General features: G+C 41.6%; 26 protein-coding genes. 14 read left to right on the top strand and 12 right to left on the bottom strand.

All coding sequences use genetic code 11. The features are described from left to right. Positions 1 to 2: 2 nt before the first annotated feature. From panC to Q91_RS02170, 6 genes are all read right to left on the bottom strand, one after another. Positions 3 to 854 carry a pantoate--beta-alanine ligase gene (gene panC / locus Q91_RS02145; protein WP_015005238.1) on the bottom strand — a complete coding sequence of 284 codons (852 nt, stop codon included), beginning with the start codon at positions 852 to 854 and terminating at the stop codon, positions 3 to 5. A gap of 2 nt (positions 855 to 856) precedes the next feature. Further along, a complete protein-coding gene (gene panB, locus Q91_RS02150; protein ID WP_015005239.1) occupies positions 857 to 1,669 on the bottom strand; it encodes a 3-methyl-2-oxobutanoate hydroxymethyltransferase in 813 nt (270 codons plus the stop codon). 18 nt (positions 1,670 to 1,687) lie between these two features. Continuing rightward, the gene (locus tag Q91_RS02155) at positions 1,688 to 2,353 is read right to left on the bottom strand and encodes a deoxynucleoside kinase (RefSeq protein WP_015005240.1); all 666 of its coding nucleotides are present in this window, start codon (positions 2,351 to 2,353) and stop codon (positions 1,688 to 1,690) included. A gap of 70 nt (positions 2,354 to 2,423) precedes the next feature. Continuing rightward, complete coding sequence (gene folK / locus Q91_RS02160; RefSeq protein ID WP_015005241.1) at positions 2,424 to 2,927, bottom strand: 2-amino-4-hydroxy-6-hydroxymethyldihydropteridine diphosphokinase; 504 nt, start codon at positions 2,925 to 2,927, stop codon at positions 2,424 to 2,426. 1 nt (position 2,928) lies between these two features. Next, positions 2,929 to 4,233, bottom strand: coding sequence for a polynucleotide adenylyltransferase PcnB (gene pcnB / locus Q91_RS02165; protein WP_015005242.1), 1,305 nt, complete (start codon positions 4,231 to 4,233; stop codon positions 2,929 to 2,931). A gap of 154 nt (positions 4,234 to 4,387) precedes the next feature. Beyond that, positions 4,388 to 4,819, bottom strand: a complete 432-nt coding sequence (locus tag Q91_RS02170; protein ID WP_020933030.1) for a thioesterase family protein — start codon at positions 4,817 to 4,819, stop codon at positions 4,388 to 4,390. Between the two features lie 85 nt (positions 4,820 to 4,904). Between Q91_RS02170 and Q91_RS02175 the strand changes: the two genes are divergently transcribed. Next, the gene (locus Q91_RS02175; RefSeq protein WP_015005244.1) at positions 4,905 to 5,789 is read left to right on the top strand and encodes a DMT family transporter; all 885 of its coding nucleotides are present in this window, start codon (positions 4,905 to 4,907) and stop codon (positions 5,787 to 5,789) included. 2 nt (positions 5,790 to 5,791) lie between these two features. On the opposite strand, the gene Q91_RS02180 is transcribed toward Q91_RS02175, so the two are convergent. Further along, the gene (locus Q91_RS02180) at positions 5,792 to 6,724 is read right to left on the bottom strand and encodes a cation diffusion facilitator family transporter (protein ID WP_020161810.1); all 933 of its coding nucleotides are present in this window, start codon (positions 6,722 to 6,724) and stop codon (positions 5,792 to 5,794) included. 330 nt (positions 6,725 to 7,054) lie between these two features. On the opposite strand from Q91_RS02180, the gene Q91_RS02185 reads away from it, so the two are divergent. After that, positions 7,055 to 8,125 carry an AI-2E family transporter gene (locus Q91_RS02185; RefSeq protein WP_015005246.1) on the top strand — a complete coding sequence of 357 codons (1,071 nt, stop codon included), beginning with the start codon at positions 7,055 to 7,057 and terminating at the stop codon, positions 8,123 to 8,125. 22 nt (positions 8,126 to 8,147) lie between these two features. Continuing rightward, the gene (locus tag Q91_RS02190; protein ID WP_015005247.1) at positions 8,148 to 8,846 is read left to right on the top strand and encodes a BON domain-containing protein; all 699 of its coding nucleotides are present in this window, start codon (positions 8,148 to 8,150) and stop codon (positions 8,844 to 8,846) included. Here Q91_RS02190 and Q91_RS02195 read toward each other — a convergent pair. After that, positions 8,843 to 9,316, bottom strand: a complete 474-nt coding sequence (locus Q91_RS02195) for a peroxiredoxin (RefSeq protein WP_015005248.1) — start codon at positions 9,314 to 9,316, stop codon at positions 8,843 to 8,845. The two genes, Q91_RS02190 and Q91_RS02195, sit on opposite strands and share 4 nt — an antisense overlap. 160 nt (positions 9,317 to 9,476) lie before the next feature. Between Q91_RS02195 and dapA the strand changes: the two genes are divergently transcribed. The 4 genes from dapA (at position 9,477) to purL (ending at position 15,625) form a co-directional block, all read left to right on the top strand. Continuing rightward, positions 9,477 to 10,346 (top strand): 4-hydroxy-tetrahydrodipicolinate synthase, encoded by an 870-nt coding sequence (dapA, locus tag Q91_RS02200; protein ID WP_015005249.1) that lies wholly within the window; start codon positions 9,477 to 9,479, stop codon positions 10,344 to 10,346. 35 nt (positions 10,347 to 10,381) lie between these two features. Next, positions 10,382 to 10,990 carry an outer membrane protein assembly factor BamC gene (gene bamC, locus Q91_RS02205; protein WP_041230476.1) on the top strand — a complete coding sequence of 203 codons (609 nt, stop codon included), beginning with the start codon at positions 10,382 to 10,384 and terminating at the stop codon, positions 10,988 to 10,990. 68 nt (positions 10,991 to 11,058) lie between these two features. Next, positions 11,059 to 11,775, top strand: coding sequence for an MBL fold metallo-hydrolase (locus tag Q91_RS02210; protein WP_015005251.1), 717 nt, complete (start codon positions 11,059 to 11,061; stop codon positions 11,773 to 11,775). Continuing rightward, positions 11,768 to 15,625: a phosphoribosylformylglycinamidine synthase gene (gene purL / locus Q91_RS02215; RefSeq protein WP_015005252.1), complete on the top strand. Its 3,858-nt coding sequence runs from the start codon at positions 11,768 to 11,770 to the stop codon at positions 15,623 to 15,625. The genes Q91_RS02210 and purL overlap by 8 nt, the downstream gene beginning before the upstream one ends. 16 nt (positions 15,626 to 15,641) lie before the next feature. Here purL and Q91_RS02220 read toward each other — a convergent pair whose 3' ends face one another. The 4 genes from Q91_RS02220 to greB all read right to left on the bottom strand — a co-directional run bounded on the left by Q91_RS02220 (position 15,642) and on the right by greB (position 18,077). Continuing rightward, positions 15,642 to 15,848, bottom strand: a complete 207-nt coding sequence (locus tag Q91_RS02220; protein ID WP_015005253.1) for an SHOCT domain-containing protein — start codon at positions 15,846 to 15,848, stop codon at positions 15,642 to 15,644. A gap of 206 nt (positions 15,849 to 16,054) precedes the next feature. Next, entirely contained in the window at positions 16,055 to 17,038 is a 984-nt protein-coding gene (locus Q91_RS02230) for a diguanylate cyclase (RefSeq protein ID WP_015005255.1), read from the bottom strand. 69 nt (positions 17,039 to 17,107) lie between these two features. After that, the gene (locus Q91_RS02235) at positions 17,108 to 17,590 is read right to left on the bottom strand and encodes a YchJ family protein (protein WP_016389880.1); all 483 of its coding nucleotides are present in this window, start codon (positions 17,588 to 17,590) and stop codon (positions 17,108 to 17,110) included. Further along, a complete protein-coding gene (greB, locus tag Q91_RS02240) occupies positions 17,583 to 18,077 on the bottom strand; it encodes a transcription elongation factor GreB (RefSeq protein WP_015005257.1) in 495 nt (164 codons plus the stop codon). The genes Q91_RS02235 and greB overlap by 8 nt, the downstream gene beginning before the upstream one ends. A 48-nt stretch (positions 18,078 to 18,125) precedes the next feature. Here greB and Q91_RS02245 point away from each other — a divergent pair, with 48 nt between their 5' ends. The 7 genes from Q91_RS02245 (at position 18,126) to Q91_RS02275 (ending at position 26,809) form a co-directional block, all read left to right on the top strand. Continuing rightward, the gene (locus Q91_RS02245; protein WP_015005258.1) at positions 18,126 to 18,602 is read left to right on the top strand and encodes a luciferase family protein; all 477 of its coding nucleotides are present in this window, start codon (positions 18,126 to 18,128) and stop codon (positions 18,600 to 18,602) included. Beyond that, complete coding sequence (locus Q91_RS02250; protein ID WP_015005259.1) at positions 18,599 to 19,927, top strand: MFS transporter; 1,329 nt, start codon at positions 18,599 to 18,601, stop codon at positions 19,925 to 19,927. The genes Q91_RS02245 and Q91_RS02250 overlap by 4 nt, the downstream gene beginning before the upstream one ends. A 58-nt stretch (positions 19,928 to 19,985) precedes the next feature. Next, entirely contained in the window at positions 19,986 to 20,423 is a 438-nt protein-coding gene (locus Q91_RS02255) for an Hsp20/alpha crystallin family protein (RefSeq protein WP_015005260.1), read from the top strand. 107 nt (positions 20,424 to 20,530) lie between these two features. Then, entirely contained in the window at positions 20,531 to 21,499 is a 969-nt protein-coding gene (gene msrP / locus Q91_RS02260; RefSeq protein WP_015005261.1) for a protein-methionine-sulfoxide reductase catalytic subunit MsrP, read from the top strand. A 16-nt stretch (positions 21,500 to 21,515) separates the two neighbouring features. Further along, entirely contained in the window at positions 21,516 to 22,124 is a 609-nt protein-coding gene (locus Q91_RS02265) for a sulfite oxidase heme-binding subunit YedZ (protein WP_015005262.1), read from the top strand. A 474-nt stretch (positions 22,125 to 22,598) separates the two neighbouring features. Beyond that, positions 22,599 to 25,358, top strand: coding sequence for an ATP-binding protein (locus Q91_RS02270; protein WP_148271120.1), 2,760 nt, complete (start codon positions 22,599 to 22,601; stop codon positions 25,356 to 25,358). Positions 25,359 to 25,744: 386 nt separating this feature from the next. Then, on the top strand, positions 25,745 to 26,809 hold the full coding sequence (locus tag Q91_RS02275; RefSeq protein WP_015005264.1) for an HD domain-containing phosphohydrolase: 1,065 nt from the start codon (positions 25,745 to 25,747) through the stop codon (positions 26,807 to 26,809). Positions 26,810 to 26,892: the final 83 nt, after the last annotated feature.

Below are 26,892 nucleotides of genomic sequence, written 5' to 3' on the forward strand. Positions count from 1 at the left end.
GCTTATGAACGGTTAACGTATATGTTGTCGATTAGCCTTGTTGAACCCAGAAAAGCTGCTGCAAGAATAATAATTTCTTTATCGTTTTCAGTGGCGGGCCTAAGTTCGTTGCGCTGATAAATTTGTAGGTAGTCGGGTTTAAAACCAGCTTCGATTAAGTCTGTTATGGCATGACTTTCTAGGCTATTTAAATCATGGTTTCCTTCAATAATTTCTTGTTTAATGGTCTGTAAAAGTTGATGAAGACGAGGGGCTATTCGTCGCTCTTTTTCAGATAAGTAACCATTACGAGAACTCATGGCTAATCCATCAGGTTCTCTAACGATTGGTTTTCCGATAATCTTGATGGGGATATTTAAGTCATTTACCATACGACGAATAACGGCCAATTGCTGATAATCTTTCTCACCAAATATAGCAATGTCAGCACGGGTAATGTTAAACAATTTGGACACAATGGTGGTCACCCCATCAAAATGCCCGGGTCGTGAAGCGCCACATAAAACTTGGGTCATATTGGGAACGTGTACGTGGGTTGTTTGATCGCCACCTAACGGGTACATTTCATCAATGTTGGGTGCAAAAAGAATGCTTGTATTGAGCGCATCAAGCTTGTCGCAGTCATCTTGAAAGGTACGCGGGTAGCTATCTAAGTCTTCGTTGGCACCAAATTGTGTAGGGTTAACGAATAAGGTTACCACAACGATATCAGCGTGTTGTTGAGCAGTTTTAACCAACGCAAGGTGCCCTTCGTGTAAGTTTCCCATGGTGGGTACGACAGCAATTTTTTTATTTGCTTGCCGGTGTTTATGGAGGGCGTTTTGTAATTCTTTAATGGTTGCTACAACAAGCATAGTTAAAACGAGTGTTCTTCTGCAGGGAATGTTTTATTTTTTACAGCTTCAACATAGGCGTTAACGGCGGCTGAAACATTACCTGCCTCAAGCATAAAATCCTTACTAAAGTTGGGGCGTTTACCAGCAGTAATATCCAACATATCATAGCTGACCAAGACTTGCCCGTCGCACTCAACACCTGCGCCAATACCGATAATAGGGATACTAACAGAGGCGGTAATTCTTTTAGCTAAGGATGAAGGAATGCACTCAACAACAATTGCACTGGCACCGGCTTGTTCAAGACACTTAGCGTCTTCAATCATTATGTTTGCCTGTGTGTCATCCTTACCTTGGACGCGATACCCGCCTAATTGGTTGACCGACTGTGGTAATAACCCAAGGTGTCCGCAGACGGGAATGCCCTGATCGACAATATGTTGCACACTGTCGAGAATTTTTTGGCCACCTTCAAGCTTAACCATATTGGCGTAGCCTTGCTGCATTAAAATAGCTGCATTATCAACCGCTGTATGAGGATCGGGGTAACTCATAAACGGTAGGTCAGTGACCAACAGAGCGCGTTCTAAGCCGCGTGAAACGATTTTTGAGTGATAAGCCATTTCTTCTACTGTAACAGGAACGGTGCTTGACTGGCCCTGGACAACCATGCCGAGTGAGTCGCCAACCAGTACCATTTCAACGCCCGCTTTATCAAGAATATGCGCAAAACTGGCATCATAAGCGGTAAGGCTGACAATTTTTTCGCCACGTTTTTTCATGGTGAGTAAGTCGGTATTGGTGATTTTTTTATGGCTTGAATGTTGGCTCATGTCGATCTCAAAAAGGGGTTATAAAATGGGTAAGGGGTTTAAATAGTGGCGACCTGCGCGTGTAGAGCAGATGTGTTTTAGCAGTTGCTCGTAGTCCTCATCGTTATCAACAGGGTTGATGTCGCTTGCGTTGACGATAAGTAAGGGCCCTGAATCATAATGATGGAAAAATTCAGTGTAAGCATTGGAGAGTTTTTGTAGGTACTCTCCGCTGATATTCTTTTCGTGCTTAATGCCGCGTTTTCTTATTCTAGATTGTAAAGTATTAACGGGGGCTTGTAAGTAGACGACCAAGTCGGCTTTTGTTGTTTGTATGGCAAGTGATTGATACATTTGATCATATAATTTGTACTCTTCATCCGTCAGGGTGAGCTTCGCAAATAAACGATCTTTTTCGAGCATAAAATCAGCCACAACACCTGTTGAGAAAAGCTCATTTTGGCTTAATTCGTTCCATTGTTTTGCTCGTTCCGTTAAAAAATGCAGTTGAACGGGTAATGCGGATTGGTTGGTGTGCGTATAGAAATGTTCTAAAAAGGGGTTTTCATCGGCTTTTTCCAGCGCGAGGTCGCACGAAAAACTTGCTGCAAGTTTTTTCGCTAAGCTGCTTTTGCCGACGCCAATAGGGCCTTCAACAGCAATGAACTTGGGTGGGTGAGCGGTTTCTAAAGTGTGATTATCCAAGGTTTAATGCTTTCTATGGGTGAGAAGAGAACTTTGCACGATACGACGATATGTTTCAAGCCATCATCGGTTAAATTTTGGCTGAATCGAGACGTGTGGGTGCGCTGTCATTCAACTTGTCTATTAAGGTTTGAACAGGGCCTAAGGTAGGGATGTTGAGATCTTTGTTGAGTTCAATTAATGGGTATAAAACAAAAGCTCTAGAAGCGATCCCAGGGTGAGGGAGGGTCAGTTCTGGGTCTTGAGAAACCAGTGCATCATAAAGCAATATATCTAAATCTAATGTTCTTGCGCCCCAACGCCCCGAGTCCCGTGTTCTACCGTGTTGATTTTCGATGGCTTGTAATGAAGTTAATAGCTCATAGGGCGTAAGCGAGGTACTGATTCTAGCCACAGCATTAGTGTAGTCAGGCTGATCTTGAGGCCCCATTGGGGGCGTTTGATACAAGCTGGAGACCAACTCAAGCGAGCAGTTTTTTAGTTGCTTAAGGCGCTCAATAGCGGTTAGTACTTGTTGCGTAGGGTTTGATAAATTGCTACCCAATCCAATATAGGCGGAAACAGAGTGTTGCACGTTAAAGCTCAGTGTTGTTTGGTTTAGGGGGCTTCTTGCGTGATTTTCTTTTATGTTTGAACTGATTGGGCCGTGTCATTAGCTTTTGTTCAGTAGGGTCTAGTGTTTGGATATGAGTCCACCAATCGGCAATTTTTTCATCCACCTCTCCGTACTGCGCCCTTAATAGCATAAAATCATAAGCCGCACGAAAGCGCGGATGTTCTAAAAAGCGCAAACATCGCACGCCAATTTGCTTATGAAAGCGTGGTTGCAAAGCCCAAACCTCACGCATGGGTGTGGTCATCCGCTTTGGGATAGCTAGTCGGCTAACCTGGTGTGCAATGACTTCATTGGCTGCTGCATGAATGGCCTGCGTATCATTACTGAATGATGACCTGTTTTGTTCAATAAGCCGGCGGACAGGTTCCCAGAGCAAGGTGGCCAATAAAAAATAAGGGGTGACGTGTTGCTGATTCTTTAAGCGGGTTTCTGTGTTGCTCATGGCTTGTTTAAGAAGCCCAAGTGGTTTATCAGAAGTAGCTTTTTTAAGACATAAGTCGGTCTGCGGGAAAAGCGCTTCAAATAGACCATATTGACGGAGTGCGTCGAAAATTTGATTTGCGTCTGTATTGAGGAAAAGTTTGAGTGTTTCATCATACAAACGAGCAGAAGGAATATCTTTTAGCAACGGTGCCATTTCGAGCATAGGTGCGGCGGTGTCGTTTTCTATTTGAAAGTTTAACTTTGCTTGAAACCGAACAGCGCGAAGGAGCCTTACCGGGTCTTCTTTAAAGCGGGTGACAGGGTCGCCCATTAGCCGTAAGACTCTATTTTGATGGTCTTTAATGCCGCCAACGTAATCAATAACGGTCTTTTTCTTAGGGTCTAAATACAGCGCGTTAACGGTAAAATCACGGCGCCAAGCATCTTCTTCTAAGGTTCCATAAACATTATCACGCAATAGGCGGCCATCTCGATGAGCATGGCTGTCATTTTTATCGTGTTTAACGTGAGGCCCGCGAAAAGTCGCTACTTCAATAATATGGCGACCAAAATGAATATGTGCGAGCCGAAAACGGCGGCCAATTAATCGGCAGTTTTTGAATAGCGCTTGGACTTCTTCAGGTTCGGCATTGGTGGAAACATCGAAGTCTTTAGGGTGTAGTCCTAATAATAAGTCGCGAACACAACCGCCAACTAAATAAGCTTCAAAGCCTGCTTTAACCAAGCGGTCAGTAATTGAAACAGCGTGGCGGTCAAGTTTATCGGCAGATAAACCGAGTTCGTGTAATGTGTAAGTGGTTGGTTTATGTTGAGTTAACAAATTAGTTTTTAATGTAGTCAGTAGTCAATGATTAGGTTCTTGATGAACAATTGTATTGTAACGTATATTAGCAATAGGGTTGTTTTGCGTTATTTTTGCCATTTCTAAGCGTTTTGGACGTGCTAAAGAATGCCTGTATAACGGGTATGTGTTTTTATAAGTCCGGGTCGATGAGCTGTTTAAACTCCTTAGGCATGGCGCTTATTTTTTTCTTATGGTAATCCATAAACAGTAAGCCTGTCTTCGCAGTGGCAATAATGGTTTCCCCGTTATTCTTACTGACTTGATAGAGCATATTGAAGCCGCAACGGCTTGGGTCTTCTATGGCAATGTTGATGTTTAGCTGGTCAGGGTGAAAAGCTTCAGCTTGGTAGCAGATAGATAAATCGGCCATGATGATGCCCAAGCCAGCAATGTTTGACTCTTGCATGCCAACGTGGATAAAAAATTGGGCGCGAGCTTCATGCAGCATTGAAATGAGCTTGTCGTGTGCTAGATGCTGGCCGTAATTAATATCGCCGATGCGAACAGGTAACGTACAACTGAATAAGGTGTGTTCTGGGTACGTGATAGATAATCTGGTCATGTCGCCCTCAATATTGATTGGTGATTCACATTATAGAGGAGCATTATGTAATGCTATATTGTATTTTTCTAAATGGGCCAAGAATGTGAATAAATTATTATCTTCTGCATGGGTTTTATTGATCTTAATAGTGATTATTTGGGGGGTAAATTGGCCGATTATAAAAATTGGTTTAAGGTCGATAGATCCCCTTTGGTTCGCGGCTGCACGATTGGGTATAGCGCTGGTTACTATTTCGGTTTTACTTTTATTCTTGGGACGTTTAAAACGGCCGCATCGGCAGGATGTTCCTATTGTTTTAGGTGTCGGGGTGATGCAGTTTGCTGTCTTTGTAACCTTAATAAATATGGGCTTAACTGAGGTGAATGCTGGAAGGGCCGCGTTACTGGCTTATACCACGCCATTGTGGGTGACGCCTGGCGCCTATTTTGTTTTAAAAGAACCGGTCTCGCGAATAAAGTTGGTCGGGGCAGCTGTTGGAATTTGCGGTCTATTAATTCTGTTTAACCCATTAGGTTTTGATTGGAATGATGCCTCGGTGGTTAAGGGCAATATATTATTGTTAGTGGCGGCGATGGTTTGGGCAATATCTATTTTGCATATTAGACAACATAAATGGAAAGGCAGTGTGCTGGAGTTAACGCCCTGGCAAATTATGGTGGCTTTACTGATCGTGGTGCCCTACGCTTGGTTTTCTAATACACAAGCTGTTGTTTGGAGTGCTGAGTTGGTGCTTATTTTGTTATATAACGGCATGCTGGCGACGGCGCTGGCTCAATGGGCATCCATAAGGGCAACGCAAATTTTACCGGCGATGACTGTTTCGCTAGGCTTGCTAATGGTGCCATTAATGGGGATATTATCGTCAACCATATGGCTTGGTGAGCCGTTTACCATGACTTTAGGGCTAGGAGCGGCGCTTATTGTCGGGGGGTTGCTGTTGCAAATTAATTTTAGGAAGCAGCGATAAACTTAACGCTGCGGGGTTTTGGTTACTGATGAGCTGATGGTGTGTGCTTCAATAAACACGCGTTTAACAGGCGGATATTTTTGTTTGATCTGCAAATCCATGTTGGCAATGGTTTGTTCTAGTTGGCCAGTTGATAGGTCGTCTTTAAAGTTGACGTTTAGCGTCGCTATAATGAAGTCTGGCCCCATATGCATGGTGAGTAATTCATGAATCGACTCAACAGTGTCATAATGACTAACAATACGTCGAATATCACTGACTAACTCTGGATTAGCACTTTCACCGATCAATAAACTTTTAGTTTCGTAAGCAAGCCAAATGGCAGTTCCTGCTAGAATTAAGCCAATAATGACAGAGGCGATACCATCGAATAATGGGTTGCCAGTGTAATAAGAGGCAGCTATGCCTAGAAAGGCAATCAACAGGCCGAGCATGGCAGCAGAGTCTTCAAATAATACAACAAACATAGACGGGTCTTTGCCACGCTGTACGGCTTCAAGGTATCCCCATTTGCCCTTGCTGCGAGTGAATTCATTTAAGGCAAAAAACCATGCGACACCTTCAAAAACGAAGGCTAGGCCTAAGACCCAAAAGCTTAGCGTTGGGTCGCCCATTGGTGTGGGGGCAATAATATGGTGAATACCTTCATATATAGAAACACCCGCGCCAACCGCAAAAATAAGGATGGCGACGACAAAGCTCCAAAAATATATTTCTTTGCCGTAACCGAAAGGGAATTGTTTGTCAGCAGGTTGTTTGGCCTTTTTTAAACCGTGTAACAGTAGCACTTGGTTGCCCGTGTCGACCAGCGAATGAATACCTTCAGAGAGCATAGCAGAGCTACCCGAGTAGAAAGCAGCAATAAATTTAGTAATGGAGATGAGGCTGTTGCCAATGAGCGCCGCGTAGATAACTTTCTTAGAAGATGAGGACATGGGCCAAATAAGGTGATAATAATGCAGCAAGTGTCACCATATTTTGTTTGCTTGTAAAGCCTTATGCAATTTGCAAGGACAGCAATAAAAGCGCTATTGGGTATAAGGAGAATAAAACAGAAAGAAAACTGCGTAAATAATCGTAACGGCGGTATCTTCTAGCATTTATGTGCTGCTGGCGATGAGATGGCTAAAAACAGGTTATGATATAAGGGGTCGGCATCAGTCGGTAGTCAACGAATAAATCCATTTGGTTTATGTTGATCAATTGTGTGGGATGATCAGTAGGATGTCTGGGGTTGTTGGGTGTAACTAAATTTTTGATGCGATATGGAAAATATAAAACAGTGGTTTAATCGAGTGCTGACAAATCCCGAAGCTTTGGCTTTGTTAGGAACTTTATTATTTGGGTTGTTAGCCATTCTCTGGGTGGGTGAATTGTTATCACCAGTGTTGGCCAGTATAGTGATAGCTTACCTACTGGAAGGGGTTGTTGCTAAATTCCAATTTTTGGGCTTGTCCAGAAAGCTAGCGGTTATCAGTTCGTTTAGCTTATTTATGGCGCTGTTGTCTTATATGATATTTGGGCTGATTCCTTTGTTATCCATACAAACAGTTCAATTGGCTCAACAGTTACCCAATATGTTAAATCAGGGGGTTCACTTATTTACGGCCTTGCCTGAAAAGTACCCAAACTTTATTACCGAAGCTCAGGTTAAATTAATTTTTGATCAAGTCAGTACAGAAGCGGTTAAATACGGGCAAAATTTATTGTCGTTTTCAGCCGCCTCGGTCTTAAATGTTGTGGCGTTAATTGTTTATCTGCTTTTAGTGCCGATGATGGTGTTCTTTTTCTTAATGGACAAGGCAGAAATTTCACAATGGTTTGCCAGCTTTTTGCCCACCAATCGACGTTTAACAATAGAAGTTTGGTCAACAGTGAATGAGCAAATTGCTAATTATGTTAGAGGCAAGGTTTGGGAAATTTTAATTGTTTGGGCGGTCTGTTTTATCGCGTTTAATTTAGTGGGCTTGCACTATGCAATGCTTCTAAGCTTTTTAGTCGGGTTATCTGTATTGGTGCCGTATGTCGGTGCTACCGTCGTGACGATCCCTGTGGTGCTAGTTGCGTATGTTCAATGGAAATGGGGAAATGAATTTATTTACCTGACAAGTATTTTTCTAATTATTCAAGCGCTAGACGGCTATGTTCTTGTGCCGCTGTTATTCTCCGAGGTTGTTAACCTTCACCCTGTTGCCATTATTGTGGCCATTTTATTTTTTGGTGGAATATGGGGCTTTTGGGGCGTTTTCTTTGCAATTCCGTTGGCTACATTAGTTCAAGCAGTTTTAGTGGCGTGGCCCACTCGTTATAATGTGCTTGATAGCCCAATCAAATAATTTAATTTTAAAAAGGATCCTCATGAAATTGCTCCAACTTACTTTTTGCACATTATTATTTGCTGCCACAACGGTGCATGCATTTGAATTATCAGATATTTCTGACCGTCTTTTTGAAGATAATGCGACAGGAATAGAGGGTCAATTAAAGGATGCTGCGTTTGAATTTAAAGTAGATTCGGCATTATTACGTAATAAAACTTTGCGTGAAGGAGCGCATATTGTTGTGTCACGTAATCGAAATTCGGTATTAATTGCCGGTCAAGCAGCGACAGAAGAAATAAAAAATAAGGTGTTGAGCGTGGTGTTGTCCGAGGCACATTTACAATGGACACAAGGCGATGTTAACCATGTGGAACCTTCGAATGCCCAAGTATGTGGCGAGAAAGCATCTAAAATGGCCGCGAACGATCGTCGTCGTTTTAATTTAAAAATGGCAGAAGAGTGTAGTACGGTGAATCGTTTCTATAATGAGGTGAGGGTGTCCACGCCAATTAGCGAAGTGGCTCGAAGTGACGATGATCTACTTCGCGCCAGCATTGTTAATAAGCTTTTGCATGCATCGATTATTGATAAAGCAGAAACAATTAAAGTGGTGGTGTCCGATGGCTATGTATACCTATTAGGTGACCAGTTAAGTCAATCAACCGCGCAGCAAGCAACGCGGTTTGTGAATGACATGGCTGGAGTAGAAAAAGTCGTTCCGTTGTTTCGGTTTTAAGTATTTAAAGCCTTTACAGCGGCTAAGACCTCGGTGACATGTTCTTTGACTTTAACTTTACGCCACTCGTGGGTGAGTACGCCGTCGGCATTAATGATGAACGTGCTGCGTTCGATACCCATGTGCTCTTTGCCGTATAATTTTTTTAGCTTAATTACGTCAAATAATTTGCATAAAGACTCATCAGGGTCGCTGATCAACTCGAATGGAAAGTTGTGTTTTGTTTTAAAGCCGGTATGAACGCGAACGGAATCGCGTGAAACACCAAAAATTTCGGTGTTGGCCGCTTGAAACTCTTCGTAGTGATCACGAAAATCTTGCCCTTCTTGTGTGCAGCCAGGTGTGTTGTCTTTAGGGTAAAAATAAATGACGATGTTTTTACCTGCCAAGCTGCTCAACGTTAATGATTCGTCAGCTGTTGTGGTGCAAGAAAATTCAGGAACGGTTTGATTAAGTGTTACGGTGTCCATGATTAATAACCTTATAAAAATTTATTGAAATTGGAAGTATTTTAGCAGACTGTTTTTTAGTTGTAGCATTGATGTATGTATAATATCCTGCTGATCGAGACTATCTTAAAGAAAGATCTTTAAGATAGTCGTTAAATTTCCGTTTAAATTGGATTCAACTATGTTTCAAGGCAGTATTGTTGCACTCGTCACCCCCATGCATGCAGATGGGTCACTTGACGAAGAGAGTTTAAATAAATTGGTTGAATTTCACATCGAACAGGGTAGCGATGCCCTTGTGGCGATGGGTACAACCGGTGAATCAGCGACCTTGAATGAAAAAGAGCATTGTCACTTTATTCGTCAGGTTGTCCGTATTGCAGCCGGTCGTATTCCTGTTATTGCTGGCACCGGTGCAAATTCAACAACCGAAGCGATCGACTTGACACGTTGCGCCGCGCAGGCAGGGGCGGACGCCTGTTTATTAGTAACGCCTTATTATAATAAGCCAACACAAGAGGGCTTAGTGTTGCATTTTAAAGCGATTGCAGAAGCGGTAGATATTCCACAAATTTTATATAATGTACCGGGCAGAACTGCCTGTGATATGTTGCCTGAAACGGTGGCTAAATTAAAAAATATCCCCAATATAATAGGGGTTAAGGACGCTACGGGTGACATGGCCATTGGGCAAGCATTAATTGATTTAAGTGATGAAAATTTTGCAGTTTATTCTGGCGACGATGCGACCTCATGTGAGTTAATTTTAATGGGCGCAAAGGGCTCTATTACAGTTACAGGTAATGTCGCACCAGCAAAAAACCACCAAATGTGTATGAAAGCGTTAGCCGGTGATGCCGAGGCTGCAAAAGCAATAGATGCCACGCTTCAACCCTTACATCGTGACTTATTTGTTCAGTCGAGCCCGATCCCAGTGAAGTGGGCTGTGAGTGAAATGGGCCTTATCAAAAAAGGCATCCGTTTGCCGATGACTTGGTTAAGTCCAGAATGTGAAGAGGTTGTTAAAAAAGCGATGCTGGCTGCTCAATAAACGTATTAAAAATTAAAATAATGAAGATAAACGTAATGGTTAAATTGATTTTAATAGCAATGTTAATGGCTGTTTTAAGTGCATGCGGCATGATGCCTTCAGTCGATGAAGTGTTTGTTGATCAACGAGAAGCGTATAAGCGAGCGCACGAACTGCCTTCGCTTGAAGTGCCACCTGACTTATCGGGCAGCGTGATTAAGGATGAATATGATGGTGGTGTAAACAATAATGATGTTAGTCCCTCAGCATATAGCAATGTTGTTCAAACAACGCCGCTAAACGAGAGTCAACCCAGCGCTGAATTAATACAAGATGGGGTGGATAGTCATTTACTTGTGCGCGATAGTTTACGAAATGCTTGGCGTAAAACGATCTCTGCGTTAGAAGAGAAAAACTACGACATAGAAGACAAGAATCGCCAAACGAGTTTGGTCTATTTGAATATTGCAAAAAATAGTGGTTCGAGCAGTATGTTGTCTAGTCTTTCTTTTTGGAAGAAAGCAGAGACTGATGTGTATGTGGTTGAGTTACAACGAGCCGAAAATGGCATCACAGTGCGTGTTTTAGATGAAGAAAAAAATCGTATTGATAACGCTACCTCTCAAACACTATTGACTGATTTATTAGCCCAGTTAGCACCGTGAGGTTTGCCTCCCTAGGCAGCGGCAGCCGAGGGAATTCAACGCTCGTCCAGTTTGACGAGACCTTGTTGATGATTGATAACGGGTTTTCTATCAAGGAAACTGATAAAAGGATGCAACGCTTAGGCGTTGCTGGTAGTGATGTTAGCGCTATTCTTGTAACGCATGAACACGGCGATCACGTGGGTGGTGTTGCTCGATACGCTCGTCGTTACAATATCCCTGTTTGGGCCAGTTATGGCACCGCGGCGATGATGAAAAATATTGACTCAGTACAGTGCTTTAATAGTCATAAACCCTTTGAATTAGGGGATATTTCAGTCGAACCTATTTTAGTGCCGCACGATGCACGCGAGCCGACACAATTTGTTTTTAAATCGAATCATTTGAAACTCGGTGTTATGACCGATACGGGGTCGATAACCCAGCATATGGTTGATGTGTTGAATGACTGCGACGCCTTGATACTTGAATGTAATTATGACCGAGAGATGCTGTTGAATGGTGTCTACCCAGAGTCGCTAAAACAACGGGTGATGGGTGATTGGGGGCATTTGGATAATCAACAAGCGATTGAATTATTACAGCACCTGAATACAGCAACATTACAACATTTAGTACTGGCTCACGTCAGTGAAAAGAACAATAGCCATGATCTCGTTTTAGATAGCGTGAGCAAGGCGATACAATGCGACCGAGCTTGGTTAGAAGTGATTGATCAAGAGATGGGTATGGCTTGGCGCAACCTAACAACAAACATTAAAAGTAACGAGACTCTACATGCTTGAACTTATTGGCAGCACAGCACTATCTGCTTTTCGTAAACAACGACTCTTAACAAAAATCAGACAATCTGTTCCACACATCACTGATATTAGTGCGGAATTTATTCATTTTGTTGATATTGAACAGACACTATCGAATAGTGAGCTAGAAACGTTAACGCGTGTTTTAACATACGGACCCAAGAGTGACGGGGTTGAACACGTGGGTGAACGTTTATTAGTTGTGCCACGCGCGAATACGTTATCACCATGGTCTAGTAAGGCTACCGATATTGCACAACATTGTGGATTGGATCAAGTCAAGAGACTTGAGCGAGGTGTTGCGTATTATGTGCAAGGTGACCTTAACGAGCAGCAACTCGCTCAAGTCGCTGAGCAACTTCATGACAGGATGACAGAGCGGGTTTTAAAACAAGGGGAGCGGGCAGATGATATGTTTGCTCATGCAGAACCCGGCACCTTGGCATCGGTTGATATCTTGTCAGAAGGTAAGCAGGCCTTAGTAGCGGCTAACAAAACAATGGGGTTGGCTTTATCAAGCGATGAAATTGATTATTTGGTTGACAATTTCACGGCCCTAGGTCGAAACCCTAATGACATTGAATTGATGATGTTTGCTCAGGCAAACTCGGAGCACTGTCGACATAAAATTTTCAATGCAGATTGGACGATAGATGGTGATGAACAAGAAGAAACCTTGTTCGGTATGATAAAAAATACGGCCAAGCACAGCCCAAAAGGCATTATTTCTAAATACAGCGATAATGCTGCAGTAGCAGAGGGTAGTGACGCAGATGTGATGATTCGTGACCCTGAAAGTCGTTCATATCAGTTTGTTGAAGAGCATGTGCCGTATCTCATGAAAGTAGAAACGCATAATCACCCAACAGCCATTTCGCCTTACCCTGGTGCGGCAACAGGTTCTGGCGGTGAAATTCGTGACGAAGGGGCGACTGGGCGAGGCTCACGTACTAAAGCGGGTCTAACGGGTTTTACCGTATCACACCTAAATATTCCTGAGTTTTCACAACCATGGGAGCAAAGCATTGGCAAGCCAGAGAGGATTGCTTCAGCGCTTGATATTATGTTGGAAGGCCCACTCGGCGGGGCGGCGTTTAATAATGAATTTGGACGTCCAAATTTAACCGGTTATTTCCGTACCTTTGAACAAAATGTACCAAATGAAAACAGCCTAAAAGCGCGTGGTTATCACAAACCAATTATGCTTGCAGGTGGTGTTGGTTCAGTCCGTCCGATGCATGCTTTAAAGCAAAAAATAGAACCGGGCTCACCGATTATAGTATTGGGTGGTCCATCGATGTTGATTGGTTTGGGAGGCGGTGCGGCGTCATCACAAACCTCCAGCGAAGGTTCTGAGGCCTTAGACTTTGCATCCGTGCAACGAGAAAACCCAGAAATGCAGCGCCGTTGTCAAGAGGTGATAGAAGCGTGTAATGCGATGGGCGAAAAAACCCCCATTATTTCTATTCATGATGTAGGTGCAGGTGGTTTATCTAACGCGGTACCAGAAATCATTCATGATTGTGATTTGGGTGGTCGCTTTGAATTGCGTGATATCTTATGTGCAGATAGCAGTTTATCGCCGATGCAAATTTGGTGTAATGAATCGCAAGAACGTTATGTTATTGCGCTAAAGGCAGATCGGTTAGAAGAATTTAAAGCATTATGTGCACGAGAACGTTGTTTGTACGCGCACATTGGTGAAGCAACTCAAGAAGAGCAATTAGTTCTTAATGATCGCTTGTTTAATAACCGACCAATTGATTTGCCGATGTCATTATTATTTGGCAAACCGCCCAAAATGGAACGCTCGGTTGAGCATATTCAATGTAATGTGCCGGCTTATGATGCAAGCACAATTGACCTAAAAACGGCGGCATATCAAGTTTTACGCTTTCCGGCGGTTGCTGATAAATCATTCCTTATTCATATTGGAGACCGTTCAGTAACGGGGCTGGTTGCACGTGATCAAATGGTCGGGCCGTGGCAAATTCCAGTGGCTGATGTGGCGGTCACAACGAGTGGATTTAATCATTACACGGGCGAAGCTATGGCGTTAGGCGAACGAACTCCGTTGGCCGTTATCGATGGGCCTGCATCGGGGCGCATGGCCATTGGTGAAGCCTTAACTAACCTTGCAGCCTCAAATATTCGTGGTTTAGATGAAGTTTGTTTGTCAGCCAATTGGATGGCTGCTTGTGGTGAAGCAGGTGAAGATGCAGCATTATTTGATACGGTAAAAAGCGTTGGTATGGAACTGTGCCCAGCCTTGGGTTTAGCCATTCCAGTGGGTAAAGATTCAATGTCGATGAAAATGGCATGGAAAGAAGATGCGGCAGAAAAAGTCGTCAGCTCACCACTATCGTTAATTATTACGGCTTTTTCACCAGTAAACGATGTACGTAAAACACTGACCCCTGAGTTAAAAACAGATATTGATAACAGTTTAATTTTGATTGATTTGGGTGCAGGTAAAAACCGTATGGGTGGCTCGGTGTTAGCGCAAACCCAGCAGATGATGGGTGAATCGGTGCCCGATTTAGATGATGCTAAAGCATTTAAAGCCTTCTTCAATACGGTTCAGCAACTTAATGAAAAGGGTCAGCTGATGGCCTACCATGATCGTTCGGATGGTGGTGTATGGGCAACCTTATGTGAAATGACATTTGCTGGTCGCTGTGGGGCTATTATTGATATTGAAGGCGATCTACTTAGCAGCCTGTTTAATGAAGAGCTTGGCGCTGTTATTCAAGTATCCAAAACAGATGAAGCTTCAGTAATAGACGCCTTTAATAAACAAGGATTGGCAGATTGCGTCAGTGTTATTGGTACGGCGTATACATTTCAACGTATCATTGTTACGCAAAACGGGGAGACCGTTTTTGAAGAGTCGCGGGCGAAGTTGCAACAGGCATGGTCAGAAACATCCTATAAACTTCAGGCATTAAGGGATAACCCAAGCTGTGCACAACAAGAGTTTGAGCGAATTGCCAATAATGCGGATAAGGGCTTATTTAGTGAATTAAGTTTTGATCCAAGAGAAAACATCGTTGCCGAGTTAACAGCAACTAAGGCTCGACCAAAAGTGGCTATACTACGAGAACAAGGCGTGAATGGTCATGTTGAAATGGCGGCTGCCTTTGATAAAGCTGGTTTTGAATCTGTTGATGTTCACATGAGTGAATTGATTTTGGGTCAACGTGACCTTGCAGAGTTTGTAGGGTTGGCAGCGTGTGGTGGGTTTTCTTATGGTGATGTTTTAGGTGCTGGGGAAGGCTGGGCTAAATCTATTTTATTTAACGAGCATGCACGTCAAACCTTCAGTGACTTCTTTAACCGTAGCGATACGTTTGGCTTAGGTGTGTGTAATGGCTGTCAAATGTTGTCGAATTTGCGTGAATTGATTCCCGGTGCGCAAGCATGGCCACATTTTGTTAGAAATGAGTCTGAGCAATTTGAAGCGCGAGTAGCGATGGTAGAAATTCAACCATCACCTTCTGTTTTATTATCGGGTATGGAAGGTTCACAAGTGCCTGTAGCCGTGGCGCATGGTGAAGGTCGGGTAGAATATACTAAGGCTGATGAGCAAGGCCATGTGGCGTTGCGTTACATTGATCATGATGGTGACGTGACAGAGCAGTTCCCCTTTAACCCAAATGGGTCAGTGCAAGGCATTACCGGGCTAACAACAGATGATGGCCGTTTTACAATTATGATGCCGCATCCAGAACGTTGCTTTAGAACGGTACAAAATAGCTGGTCACCAGAAGAGTGGGGTGAGGATGGCGCGTGGTTAAGAATGTTTAGAAATGCGAGAAAGTGGGTAGGGTAAAAACCGCTTTAAACGCTCATAATTCATTCATTCGCCGTTGATGTTCTTCTGCAGTTATTTCACCTTCAGCTAGCCGCTTGTCGAGTGATTTAATCATCACATCACGTGGGGCGGGGCTTTTTTTGCCTTTCTTGCTGGCCCATTGAATAGCTAAAAATATACCGCCAATGGCGCTACCCCAAAAGGCCAGCATAGCCCATAAGCCAAAGTCGTCAGCATTCATTGTTAGTCAGTTTCATTATTAATGGGTTTAGGGGCGAGTGATAGTTAGTTGATAAAAGGGCTAAGCGTTTGGTGCTCAGAGAGTGCTGTATAACATAACGTTTAATAGCGGTTTCAGTTTTAAAGTTTTCTTTTGTTTGCGCTGTTTCAACATAGCATAAAACGATGTGTTTAATCATAGCGACGTAGAGTAATGAGGTGAGTTGCTTATTTGGCAATAACAACTTGATTTTTACCATTTTCTTTAGCTTGATACATAGCCTTGTCTGCTCGTTTAATAAAACTGTTAGCGCCCTCTTTTGTTAGGTAGGTAGCAACGCCTGCACTTACCGTGATGTTAACGGTTTTGCCTTCGTCAGTTACAAAGTTTTTTTGTGCTAGCTGGGTGCGAATTTTTTTAACGGCAATCGCTGCTTTATTTGCAATAACAAAGGGGAATAAAATAACAAACTCCTCACCACCATAACGAAAGGCTACATCGACGTGACGAATGTTTTCTTTGATGATGTCTGCAAAGCCTGTTAGCACAGTATTGCCAAACTGGTGACCATAGGTATCATTAACCTGTTTGAAGTCGTCTAAATCTAACATGCAGATGGATAAAACCTGTCGATACCTATCGCAACGACTGACCTCGCTGTTAAATTCTGAAAAGAAATGTCGTGCGTTATACAGTTGAGTTAAATCGTCCAGCGTGCTGAGTTCTCGGTATTTTTGTTGGTTATCGAAAAGTCTTTTTTCACTGTGTTTTTGCTCACTAATATTAATCAGTGTTTCAACGGCTCCAATAATATCGTGGTTGGCATTTAAGATGGGCGCCGCAGAAAAAAGTAACCATTCACCGGAGCCTATGGTTGGAAAAAAATCTTCAGCTTCAAAAGCATTGTCTAACACGTTAGACCGATGATATTTATTGGTATAGAAACGCTCAACGGACTCATCCTTTGCGCCTTCAATGATAAGGTCTGACAATGTTGGTCGAGGGTTTGGGTAAAACGGTTTCCATTGTTTTTTAGTGCCAATCATATCGACAGCTAGAAAGCCGGTGGCTTTCTCAAGTGCTTTATTCCAGTGTGTTATTTCGTGCTGGGTGTTAATGGCAAAAGTGGGAATAGTAATACTATCGAGCAGATGGAACGTAAATAAGTTCTCATGGCTCGTTGTTAAGCCTTTGTCAGGATGAGTACTCATTATTCATGGTAGTAAACATATATGCTGATTATGCGCTGATTGACTGAAGAATCAAGAGAAATGAATTTTTTATAATGCGTGACAGTGTTTAAATTTTTTGCCACTTTGACACCAACATAGATCATTTCTTTTTAGCTTAAGGTTGGTGCGGTAAATGTTGGGCTCTCCATCAAGGTAATACCACTGGTCTTGTTCTCTAATAAATCGTGACTTTTCGCGTAACTCAAAAAATTCATTGTTTTCGTTAAAAAAAGCAGAAAATTCAACTTGGCCCGTTTGGTGTTGCTTATCACCGTGTTTTACTTGATGGATGATTAACTTAATCCAATGGCTTGTTTCTTGGCTGTTTTGTAAGCTTGTTAATTCATTGGCTTCGCGTTGGCTTGGATGATGCGTATTGACTAAATATGGGTGTTCGTTGAAATAGAAAGCAGTAAACCTTGAACGCATCAATTGTTCAGCTGTTTCAGGCATTAATGATGCGGTTATAAAAAGTGCGCAGCACTGTGAGTACAATCGACCCGAACCGCAAGGGCATAAAGAATTATTCATAATCGATGCTAGTAATCATGTAGGTTATTTTGCCAGCAGGTGTGGTAACGGTCACTTCATCATCGAGTTGTTTCTTGAATAAAGCCTTGGCAACTGGGGAGTCCATACTGATGTAGTGGGGTTGGTGATCCAGTTCGTCTGGGCCTACAATGCGATAAGTTTTTTCTTCGCCATCAAGGTCTTCTAGGGTAACAATACTGGAAAAAAATACGCTGTCTAAGTTGCTTGGTTTTTCATGAATAACGTTAAGAATGGGCAGGCGTTTTTGTAAATATCGGATACGTCGGTCGATTTCACGCAGTTCTTTTTTGCGGTAAATATATTCAGCATTTTCAGAGCGATCACCCTCGGCGGCTGCGGCTGATAAAGCTGCGACAACGCTGCGACGCTTTAGCCACAAATCCTTTTCTTCGGCTTGTAAGCGTTCAAAGCCTTTTTTGGTAATATAGGCAGATTTCGGTGGTGAAGGAGGTCGATAACGACTCATATATTAGTGTAAGCTAGTTAGTTTTTGAATTAGATTATAAGGCAAAATATGTTGCAGATATCAACCCGTGAGGGCGAACGCCCTGAAACGACTAATACTAATCCGCATGAGCAATTAACGCAAAACCCAAGTGTTGAATGCCATCAATTATTTAAAGAGAAATTATTTCATTTTGATAAGGTGAGTCGTCGTCCGAGTATTATTTCTGTGCCCGGTGCTGAAGCGCTATGGCTAGAAGAAGGTGAGCCATGTAATTGTACGAATGGGTTTATGATCGAGCGAGAATTTGCACATATTCATCCGGCGTATGATGGTAGTCTACATATGGCGCTATCCGAAGAAGATTTTAAAACAGTGATTGATAAACAATGGGGTGAACGACACCCATTAGCAGGTAAGGGGCCTATTCCAGAAACCATAGCGCTCGTTTATGCGCCAAGAGATATAGAAGAAATAGATACCGTCATGAAGATCGTAAATGCGTCATTGAAGAACGCTAAAACAACAAAGGGGACAGCATTATGAATCAAAAACCATTAGATATGAGCGCTATTATCGAAGAAAACCCGCTAGGTAAATTTCAGCAATTAGTGATGCTTTTTTGTGCCTTGATCATTATTTTTGATGGTTTTGACGTGTTAGCCATCGCGTTTGCTGCGCCAGACCTTAGTAAGGCGTTAGAGATAGCTAACAGCGACTTGGGTTATGTCTTTGCGGCAGGGTTGTTCGGTATGATGTTGGGGGCATTAATATTAGGCCCGGTTGGCGATAAGTTTGGCCGTCGTAATGCGGTTATTTCCAGCGTTTGTATGTTTGGTTTGTGTACCTTGTTGACGGGTTTTATAGAAACCTATAACGAACTTGTATTGTTGCGTTTCCTCACCGGTCTTGGACTTGGTGGTGCTTTGCCAAATGCTATGGCATTGATGACTGAATATGTATCAACACGGTATAGAAACATTGCCATAGCAGTGATATTTCTGGGCATGCCGATTGGTGGTATAAGCGGCGGAATAATTGCTTCAGAAATTATTCCGGCTTATGGTTGGGCGTCATTGTTCTACGTAGGTGGAGTTTTGCCCCTGCTATTGGTTCCCGTGTTAATTCTATATTTACCTGAGTCACCTCGGTTTTTAGTGGAGCATGATAACGATAATGATAAGTTGCTTTGTAAGATTGCCCAAAAAATAGAGAGTAGGCGAGAGGTTCCATCTAACAGCGTTTTTTATCATCACCCAGTGGAAAAGCACTTTCCTGTTAAGGCGTTATTTATGGAAAGAAGGCAGGCAGACACCTTGTTAATATGGGTGGTCTTTTTCTTTAATTTACTGGTGGCTTATTTCCTATATAGCTGGATTCCAACGCTACTGGTTGAGGCGGGCTATCAGCTAAGTGAAGCTACAAAAACAGTCATTGTTTTAAATATTGGCGGTGCCATCTCGCCTTTTATTTTAGCTAAATTTATATCTTACTGGGGCTCTAAGAGGGTCTTGGTGGTTTGTTTTGTATTGGCTGGGTTCAGTATGATGGCTGTAGGCCAATTTGGTTCATCGATTAATATGGTGATGATTTTGTCCTTCTTTGCTGGCTTTTTTGTTGTGGGTGGGCAGGTCAGTTTGAATGCACTGAGCAGCTATATGTACCCAACACATATTCGTTCTACTGGGGTAGGTTGGGCCTTAGGCATTGGACGGATCGGGTCTATTGTCGGTCCGTTATTAGCGGGTGCTTTAGTCGCCGCATCGTTTGGTTTAGATGTGAACTTTATTGTGTTTGGTTCGTTCTGTTTTGTCACGGCAACAGCACTTTTCTTTATTAAAAACCACGAAAAAGTGCAAGATAAGTCTTGAAAAAATGTTCATGCCTCCCTATTTAAATACTGTAAACAACTTAAATAGGAGAATTGATATGGCAATTGCAAGATATGAACCATGGAACCTTTTAGGGCGTTATGGAAACGATTTAAGTCGCAGGTTTTCAGATGATGAAGACAGTGTTTCTTCAACATCAACTTGGACACCAGCAGTGGATATTAAAGAAGAAGATGATCGCTTTGTTCTTCACGCTGATGTGCCGGGTGTAGACCCACACGAGATTGATGTGACAATGGAGGATGGCATTTTAACTGTACGAGGTGAACGTTCTAGTGAATCAAAAGAAGAGAAAGATGGCTATAAACGTGTAGAGCGTTTCAATGGTACTTTTTATCGACGTTTTGTATTACCCGATACAACCGATGAAAATAAAGTGAGCGCAAATTATGAAAAAGGTGTTCTTGAATTAATAATTCCAAAGAAGCCGGCGGTATTGCCAAAACGTATAAAGGTTAATGATAAAGATAATTAAATGACATAGTCTTATGTTAACAACGGGGCCTTGGCCCCGTTTTTTTGTCTGAAAGGTTTTACGGTACGATAGGGTCTATAGTGTTGAGGTATAAGAAAAGGACTCTCATGGGTATTAAAAAATTGACATCTCTTACCGATAATGATGTTACTCCGAAGGCTGATTTTGATAAAAGTCGTGCACTCATATCCGCTTCTCGACGACAATTTCTAACGCGTAGTTCAGGATTTATGGTAGCGGGTGCTTTAGCGCCTGATGCCTTATGGGCTGGTAATAAAATTGAAAATTATGTGACTAGCCAGTTTTCATTGAAAGAAAAACTAACACCTTATGAATATGTGACCGGCTACAATAATTTTTATGAATTTGGGACAGCAAAGAGCGACCCAGCATTAAGAGCACATCTATTGAAAACAAAACCTTGGAGCTTAACAATTGAAGGCGAGGTGGCTAAACCAGGAGTTTACAATTTAGAAGATATTCTTAAGCAGCAACAACTCGAAGAGCGTATTTATCGCCTACGATGTGTAGAGGCATGGTCAATGGTGGTGCCATGGATTGGCTTTTCATTAGCTGAATTGATTAGGCAGATGGAACCCACGTCAAAAGCGAAATATGTTGAATTTACAACGCTGTATGATCCTAAGCAAATGCCAGGGCAAAAAAGCCGTATTCTAAAATGGCCATATGTAGAAGGGTTACGAATGGACGAAGCAATGAACCCGCTTTCACTGCTGGCCACCGGTTTGTATGGTGAAGAAATGCCCAATCAAAACGGTGCACCGTTGCGCTTAATAGTGCCTTGGAAATATGGTTTTAAGAGTATTAAATCGATCGTCAAAATTAAATTTACAGAACAGATGCCCAAAACATCATGGAATGAATCAGCAAAAAATGAATATGGCTTTTACGCTAATGTTAACCCGGATGTTCCTCATCCAAGATGGAGTCAACGTAGAGAAAGGGTGATTGGCGCGTCATTGTTTACGCCCAAGCGTGATACCGAACTATTCAATGGTTATGGTGAGCACGTGGCTTATTTGTATAAAGGGATGAACCTTCGCCAGTTTTTTTAAAAAAACTATAATTAAAATGCTAAGAAAGAAAGCTTCAAAACAGCAGATAAGGCTATTAAAAACGATAGTTTTTAATACCTGCTTAATTCCATTTTTATTGATTATATGGGATGGGTTTAATGATTTATTAGGCGCTGATCCAATCAAGACCTTGCATGTTAGAACAGGAGATTGGGCGTTAAGGTTTTTATTAATTACCTTGCTAATGTCACCACTACAACGGGCATTTAACGTTTCTTTGCCAATACGTTTTCGACGAATGTTTGGTTTATTTGCGTTCTTTTATGCCAGTTTGCACCTGGCTGTTTGGCTGGTTTTAGATCAATCATTAAGGGTTGAGCATATGCTAGAGGATATACCAGAAAGCCCGTACATTATGCTGGGCTTGTTGGCCTACTTAATGCTAATACCACTTGCGATAACCTCCACCAAAGGCATGATGCGTCGGTTGGGTAAGCGCTGGGTTGAGTTACATAGAAGCCTTTATTTGATAGCGGTAATGGGTGTTGTACATTTCTTTTGGTTAACAAAACTAGATGATACAGAACCATTTATTTACGCTGTCTTGTTAGCAGTCTTATTATTATTTCGTTACTTAACGAATAAAAAAATTAATAAGCTTTAAGCGGCAATAGCTTCGTAGAGATTACTGACTTTAGCATTAAGGTGCTTGGGTACTTTGTGGTATTAAAAACGTCGTTTATTTATTTTAGGCACTTTAATTTGTATAGAAGGTTGCAATATTTGTGGGCGTAACGCTTTATGCTTAGGTAATAAAAAGACATGTATTGATACGGTTTTCTGTCTATGATTTATCTGGAGGCGCCTCGATAATCAGTTTACGTAGAGCTAGATTAGCGTTATCTTGAAAATGGCCAATTCATCTAATCAAGTCGCTGGCGAGTATTCAAATTCATGGTTAAACAATAAATTTAAACGGTGTAATAAAACTAAAATATTTTTTTGATTAATTAGTATTCAAAATTCAGCATCGTTCAAGAAGGGGTCTCAAATTAAAAAAAAGAACTTGAAAAAACCAATCATCAAGTCGCTGAGCTTTAGTCTTAATGCGAAAGTCATGTTTAGTGTGGCGGCTTTGATGAGCCTTTCCTTGTTATTAATGGGGGGGAGTATTTATTTTAGTAGTATGCATTTAGCGGAAAAACAAGCCCTTGGTTTATTGTTGGAGCAACAAGAGGACTATTCAGATGAAATTACAAGCGTATTAAAAAATTCGAAATCAAATTTATTAACGTTTGCCGAAATACCTGCCGTTGAAGCTACTTTAAGAACAAATCAAGACGGTGGTATTGAACCTGTATCAACGGAAGGAGCAAAGGTTTGCGCGAGTGGGTTAAATCAAGTGGTTCGGGCTTTTCTTGCGAATTATCCTAATTACCTTAGTCTTACGTTGTTAAATGCTGAAGGGAAGGTGTTGGCGGGTGCGCTGCACTTAGCGGCTGATCAAGAAGTTATGAGGTTAGCTGATAAGGCTGTTTATTATTCAGATATTAAGCATCAACAGGCCGATGGCTTGCCTATATTAACGGTATCAACACCTATTTATATCAATGGGCAAGTGGAGGGTGTCGCCGTGGCAGAAATTTCAGCTTTGCCGTTGCTTAATTCTGCGATTGAAAAAAGAAAGGGAATTGATACTTATATTATTGATAATAAAGGTAAGTTTTGGGTTGGGCCTAATGAAATTACTGATTTTAGTGCTTACTTTTTAGCCAATGAACGACAACAAAACGAGTATGTTCTCATCAATGAAAAAAGAAACAGTGTTTTAGCTGTCCATAAAATTTTATTTGATGAAAAAAACTCTCAGCGCTATTGGGGGGTCATTCATGAACTGCCTAAAAGTGTTGTTTTTAAGCATCTAGATCAAGCACGCGACTCGATGCTTATTACCGGCTTAATGATTGTATTGCTGGCCGTTTTTTTTGCATCAATGCTTGTATCAAGAATTATTATTAATCCTATTGTTCGATTGGTAGAGGGCTGTCGTGCTGTAGGCGATAGGAACTTTTCAGTTCGGCTTGATGAAACAAGTGTTGATGATGAGTTTAAGGAATTATTTCAGGCATTTAATGAATATACCGAGCAGTCTGAGGTAATACTAAAAGAAATGAAGAAACAGGCCGATTCCAGCGCCAAGTCGTTAGAAAATGTTGTTGTTCATATGGAAGACGCGTTAATAATGATGGATGAGTTTGGAACGATTAAGTCTTGTAACCCAGCGGTGATTGATTTGTTTGGCTATGACGAAAAGGAGATGGTCGGTAACAATATCAATCTGTTGATACCAGAGCTGTTTAAGGAAGAGCATGAGAAATCTGATGCTGATTATAAGGGCACAGGCGCGTCAAAAGGAATAGAACATAATGGGGAAGTGGTTGGCCGACGAAAAAGTGGTTCAGTTTTCCCGATGGGCTTATCTATAAACGAGTATAGGGTTAATGAAGAACAGCATTTTATAGGTATCTTTCGTGACATAACGGTTAGGAAAGCGATGGAGCTGGAAATTCAGCAGACCGATGAACGTTTAAAGAAGCAATACAATAGCTATTTATCACTCAGTGATTTTGTTAGAAGGGCTTCGACCAATTTTGAGGAAGCATGTAATAAAATTTTACAAGAGTGTGCTGAAGTACTTCAGGCAGACTGGGTGGGACTTTGGTTATTTAATAATAAGAGGGATGCGCTGTTATGTCAGAATTATTACAGCGGCAGAGAAAAATCGTATTTTACATTACCCTCATTGTTGGTGTCAGAGCATGAATATTATTTTTCTGAACTCTTAATGGAAGGCGGGTTGCTGTCTAATGAGACAACACCCTTATTATCTCATTTTCCTGAGCAAGCTCATTCTCCAGTATCTACCCTCCAGCTCCCTGTTACAAAATATAAAAGCATCGCAGGGGTGTTTAATGTTGTGAACCAAGATGAAGCACGAGTATTAAGGTCTGATGAAGCGCAATATGTTAAGTCACTATCAATGTTAGTGGAGGTCTTGCTTGAAGAAGAGAGTAGAAGGCGTGTTCAAGAGCAATTAAAAGAGACAAATAAAGAACTAGCATTGGCGAGTCAGATGAAATCGCAATTTTTGTCAAATATGAGCCATGAGCTAAGAACACCTTTGAATGCTATTATCGGTTTTTCAGAGCTCTTAAAAGGTGGTGTGCTTGGTCCATTAACGGAGGAACAGAGCCAATATTCAAAAGAAATATTTGATAGTGGTTCGCACCTATTGGACTTAATAAACGGTATTTTAGATTTATCAAAAATAGAAGCTGGGAAAGAGCAATTGGCATTAGATGAAGTCTCTATTCAGTCATTATTGCAGAGCACTGTTTATATGCTCAGGGATAAAGCGAATGCGCGTGGTATTAGTATTACAGAGGAAGTAGAGGAAAAAGTGACGGTTTGTTTGTTGGACGAGCGGAAAACAAAGCAAATTGTAATTAATCTTTTGTCCAATGCCGTTAAGTTTACTCCAAAAGGTGGCTCCATTGTTATATCGGCAACAATAGATAAGGTGCTTCATCCTGATTTTAGATTAGACGATAGCGAGTTGGCTCAGTGCGAAACTCCTTATTTAAAGTTATCTGTTAGTGATACAGGAATTGGTATATCTGAAGAGAATATTGGTAAGTTATTTCGCCGGTTCGAACAGATTGATGGCTCCTTAGCAAGGGAGTTTGAGGGAACGGGGCTAGGACTAAGTTTGGTCAAAGCAATGACTGAGCTTCATGGTGGTTTTGTCACGGTTGTATCAACACTTGGCGAAGGTTCTACCTTTAGCGTTTATTTACCATACAAAAAAGTAGACTTAGAGACTGATTATTTAGTTTAGATTGTCGGTTATTTGTTGATGTTACTGAACTTAGTTAACGCGTTTTTGAGTGATGGACGTATTGATAAAAATTGATTTGCAAGAGCTATTTAGCAATTGAGAGCTACTTCACACATATGACCACCCGCATTAAAAAAGCTTAGTTGTAACAGATAATATGGTTAGCATGCCTTTAGTAATAGTTTTTAATTACTAAAGGTGGGTGGTTGAAGAGAGGTAACCACGCTGAGGTTTAAAACGCTTAACAATCATCATCTTTATTTTAACTACAAACACTATGGGGCGGAGCTAGCGGCTGCTTGTAATGGTTCCATGATAAAACTAATAAGCCCTAAAGTGTTTATAGAAAAGATTGATGAGCTGTTAAAAATGATTCGTGAGACGTGATGATTGATACAAAAGGTTCCAAAATACTCATCGTAGATGATGAAAAAAGAAACAGGGTGTTACTCAGGAAACTGATGGAAGAAGAAGGGTATCAGATTGAAGAAGCCTCTAGTGGCAGCTTGGCGTTAGCGCAAACCAGTATGTTTTCGCCAGATTTGGTTTTATTAGATGCCATGATGCCAGAAATGGATGGTTTCGAAGTTGCGACGCAACTTAAAAGTAATGATAAAACAGAGGGTATTCCGGTGATTATGGTCACCGCTCTTGATGATCAGGCCTCTCGTGAGAAAGGGCTTTCAAGAGGGATTGAAGAGTTTATTACCAAGCCAATTAAAGCCAATGAAATTCAAATTAGAGTTCGCAATCTGCTAAGGCTGAAAATTGCGAATGATATTTTGAAGAACCATAATCATCTTCTGGACGAGAAAGTAAAAGCACGCACTCAACGGCTAAAGGCGTCATTTGAAGAGAGCATATTTTTATTAATGCGTGCCTCAGAATATAGAGATGATGAAACCGGTGCGCATGTTAAACGCATTAGTCACTATTGTAGGCGTTTAGCGGAAATGCTTGGAATGAATAAAATTTTTTGTGACACCTTGTTTTTAGCCAGTTCGATGCATGATATTGGAAAAATAGGTATACCCGATAGTGTTCTTTTAAAACCGGGCGGGTTTGAGCCTGGTGAATGGGAAATAATGAAAAGTCATACCACCATTGGCGCTGAGATTTTGAAAACAAGTGAGCATAGTTCGAGCTATATCAAAATGGGTAAAAAAGTGGCCTTATGTCATCATGAGAAGTGGGATGGAAGTGGTTACCCAAATGGTTTAAAAGGTAAGGAGATTCCACTGTCTGCTCGTATTATGGGCCTGTGTGATGTATATGATGCGTTACGAAGTGAACGGCCTTATAAAAAGGCGTTTGATCATAAAAAAGCGGTAGGTATTATAGAACATGGCGATGAGAAAATTAAGTCAGGCCATTTCGATCCGGCAGTTAAAGAAAAATTTGTGGCTAATCACGAAGTATTTAATGAAATATTCGAAACCTATAAAAGCTAAGACGAAAGCGGTTTACTTTATATTGCTGGGCCAAGGCCTAGTATTTTTGAATATTCCCTAATGGGCAGGTTACTTTAAAAAGT

This window comes from Cycloclasticus sp. P1, assembly GCF_000299965.1.
GTDB lineage: Bacteria > Pseudomonadota > Gammaproteobacteria > Methylococcales > Cycloclasticaceae > Cycloclasticus > Cycloclasticus pugetii.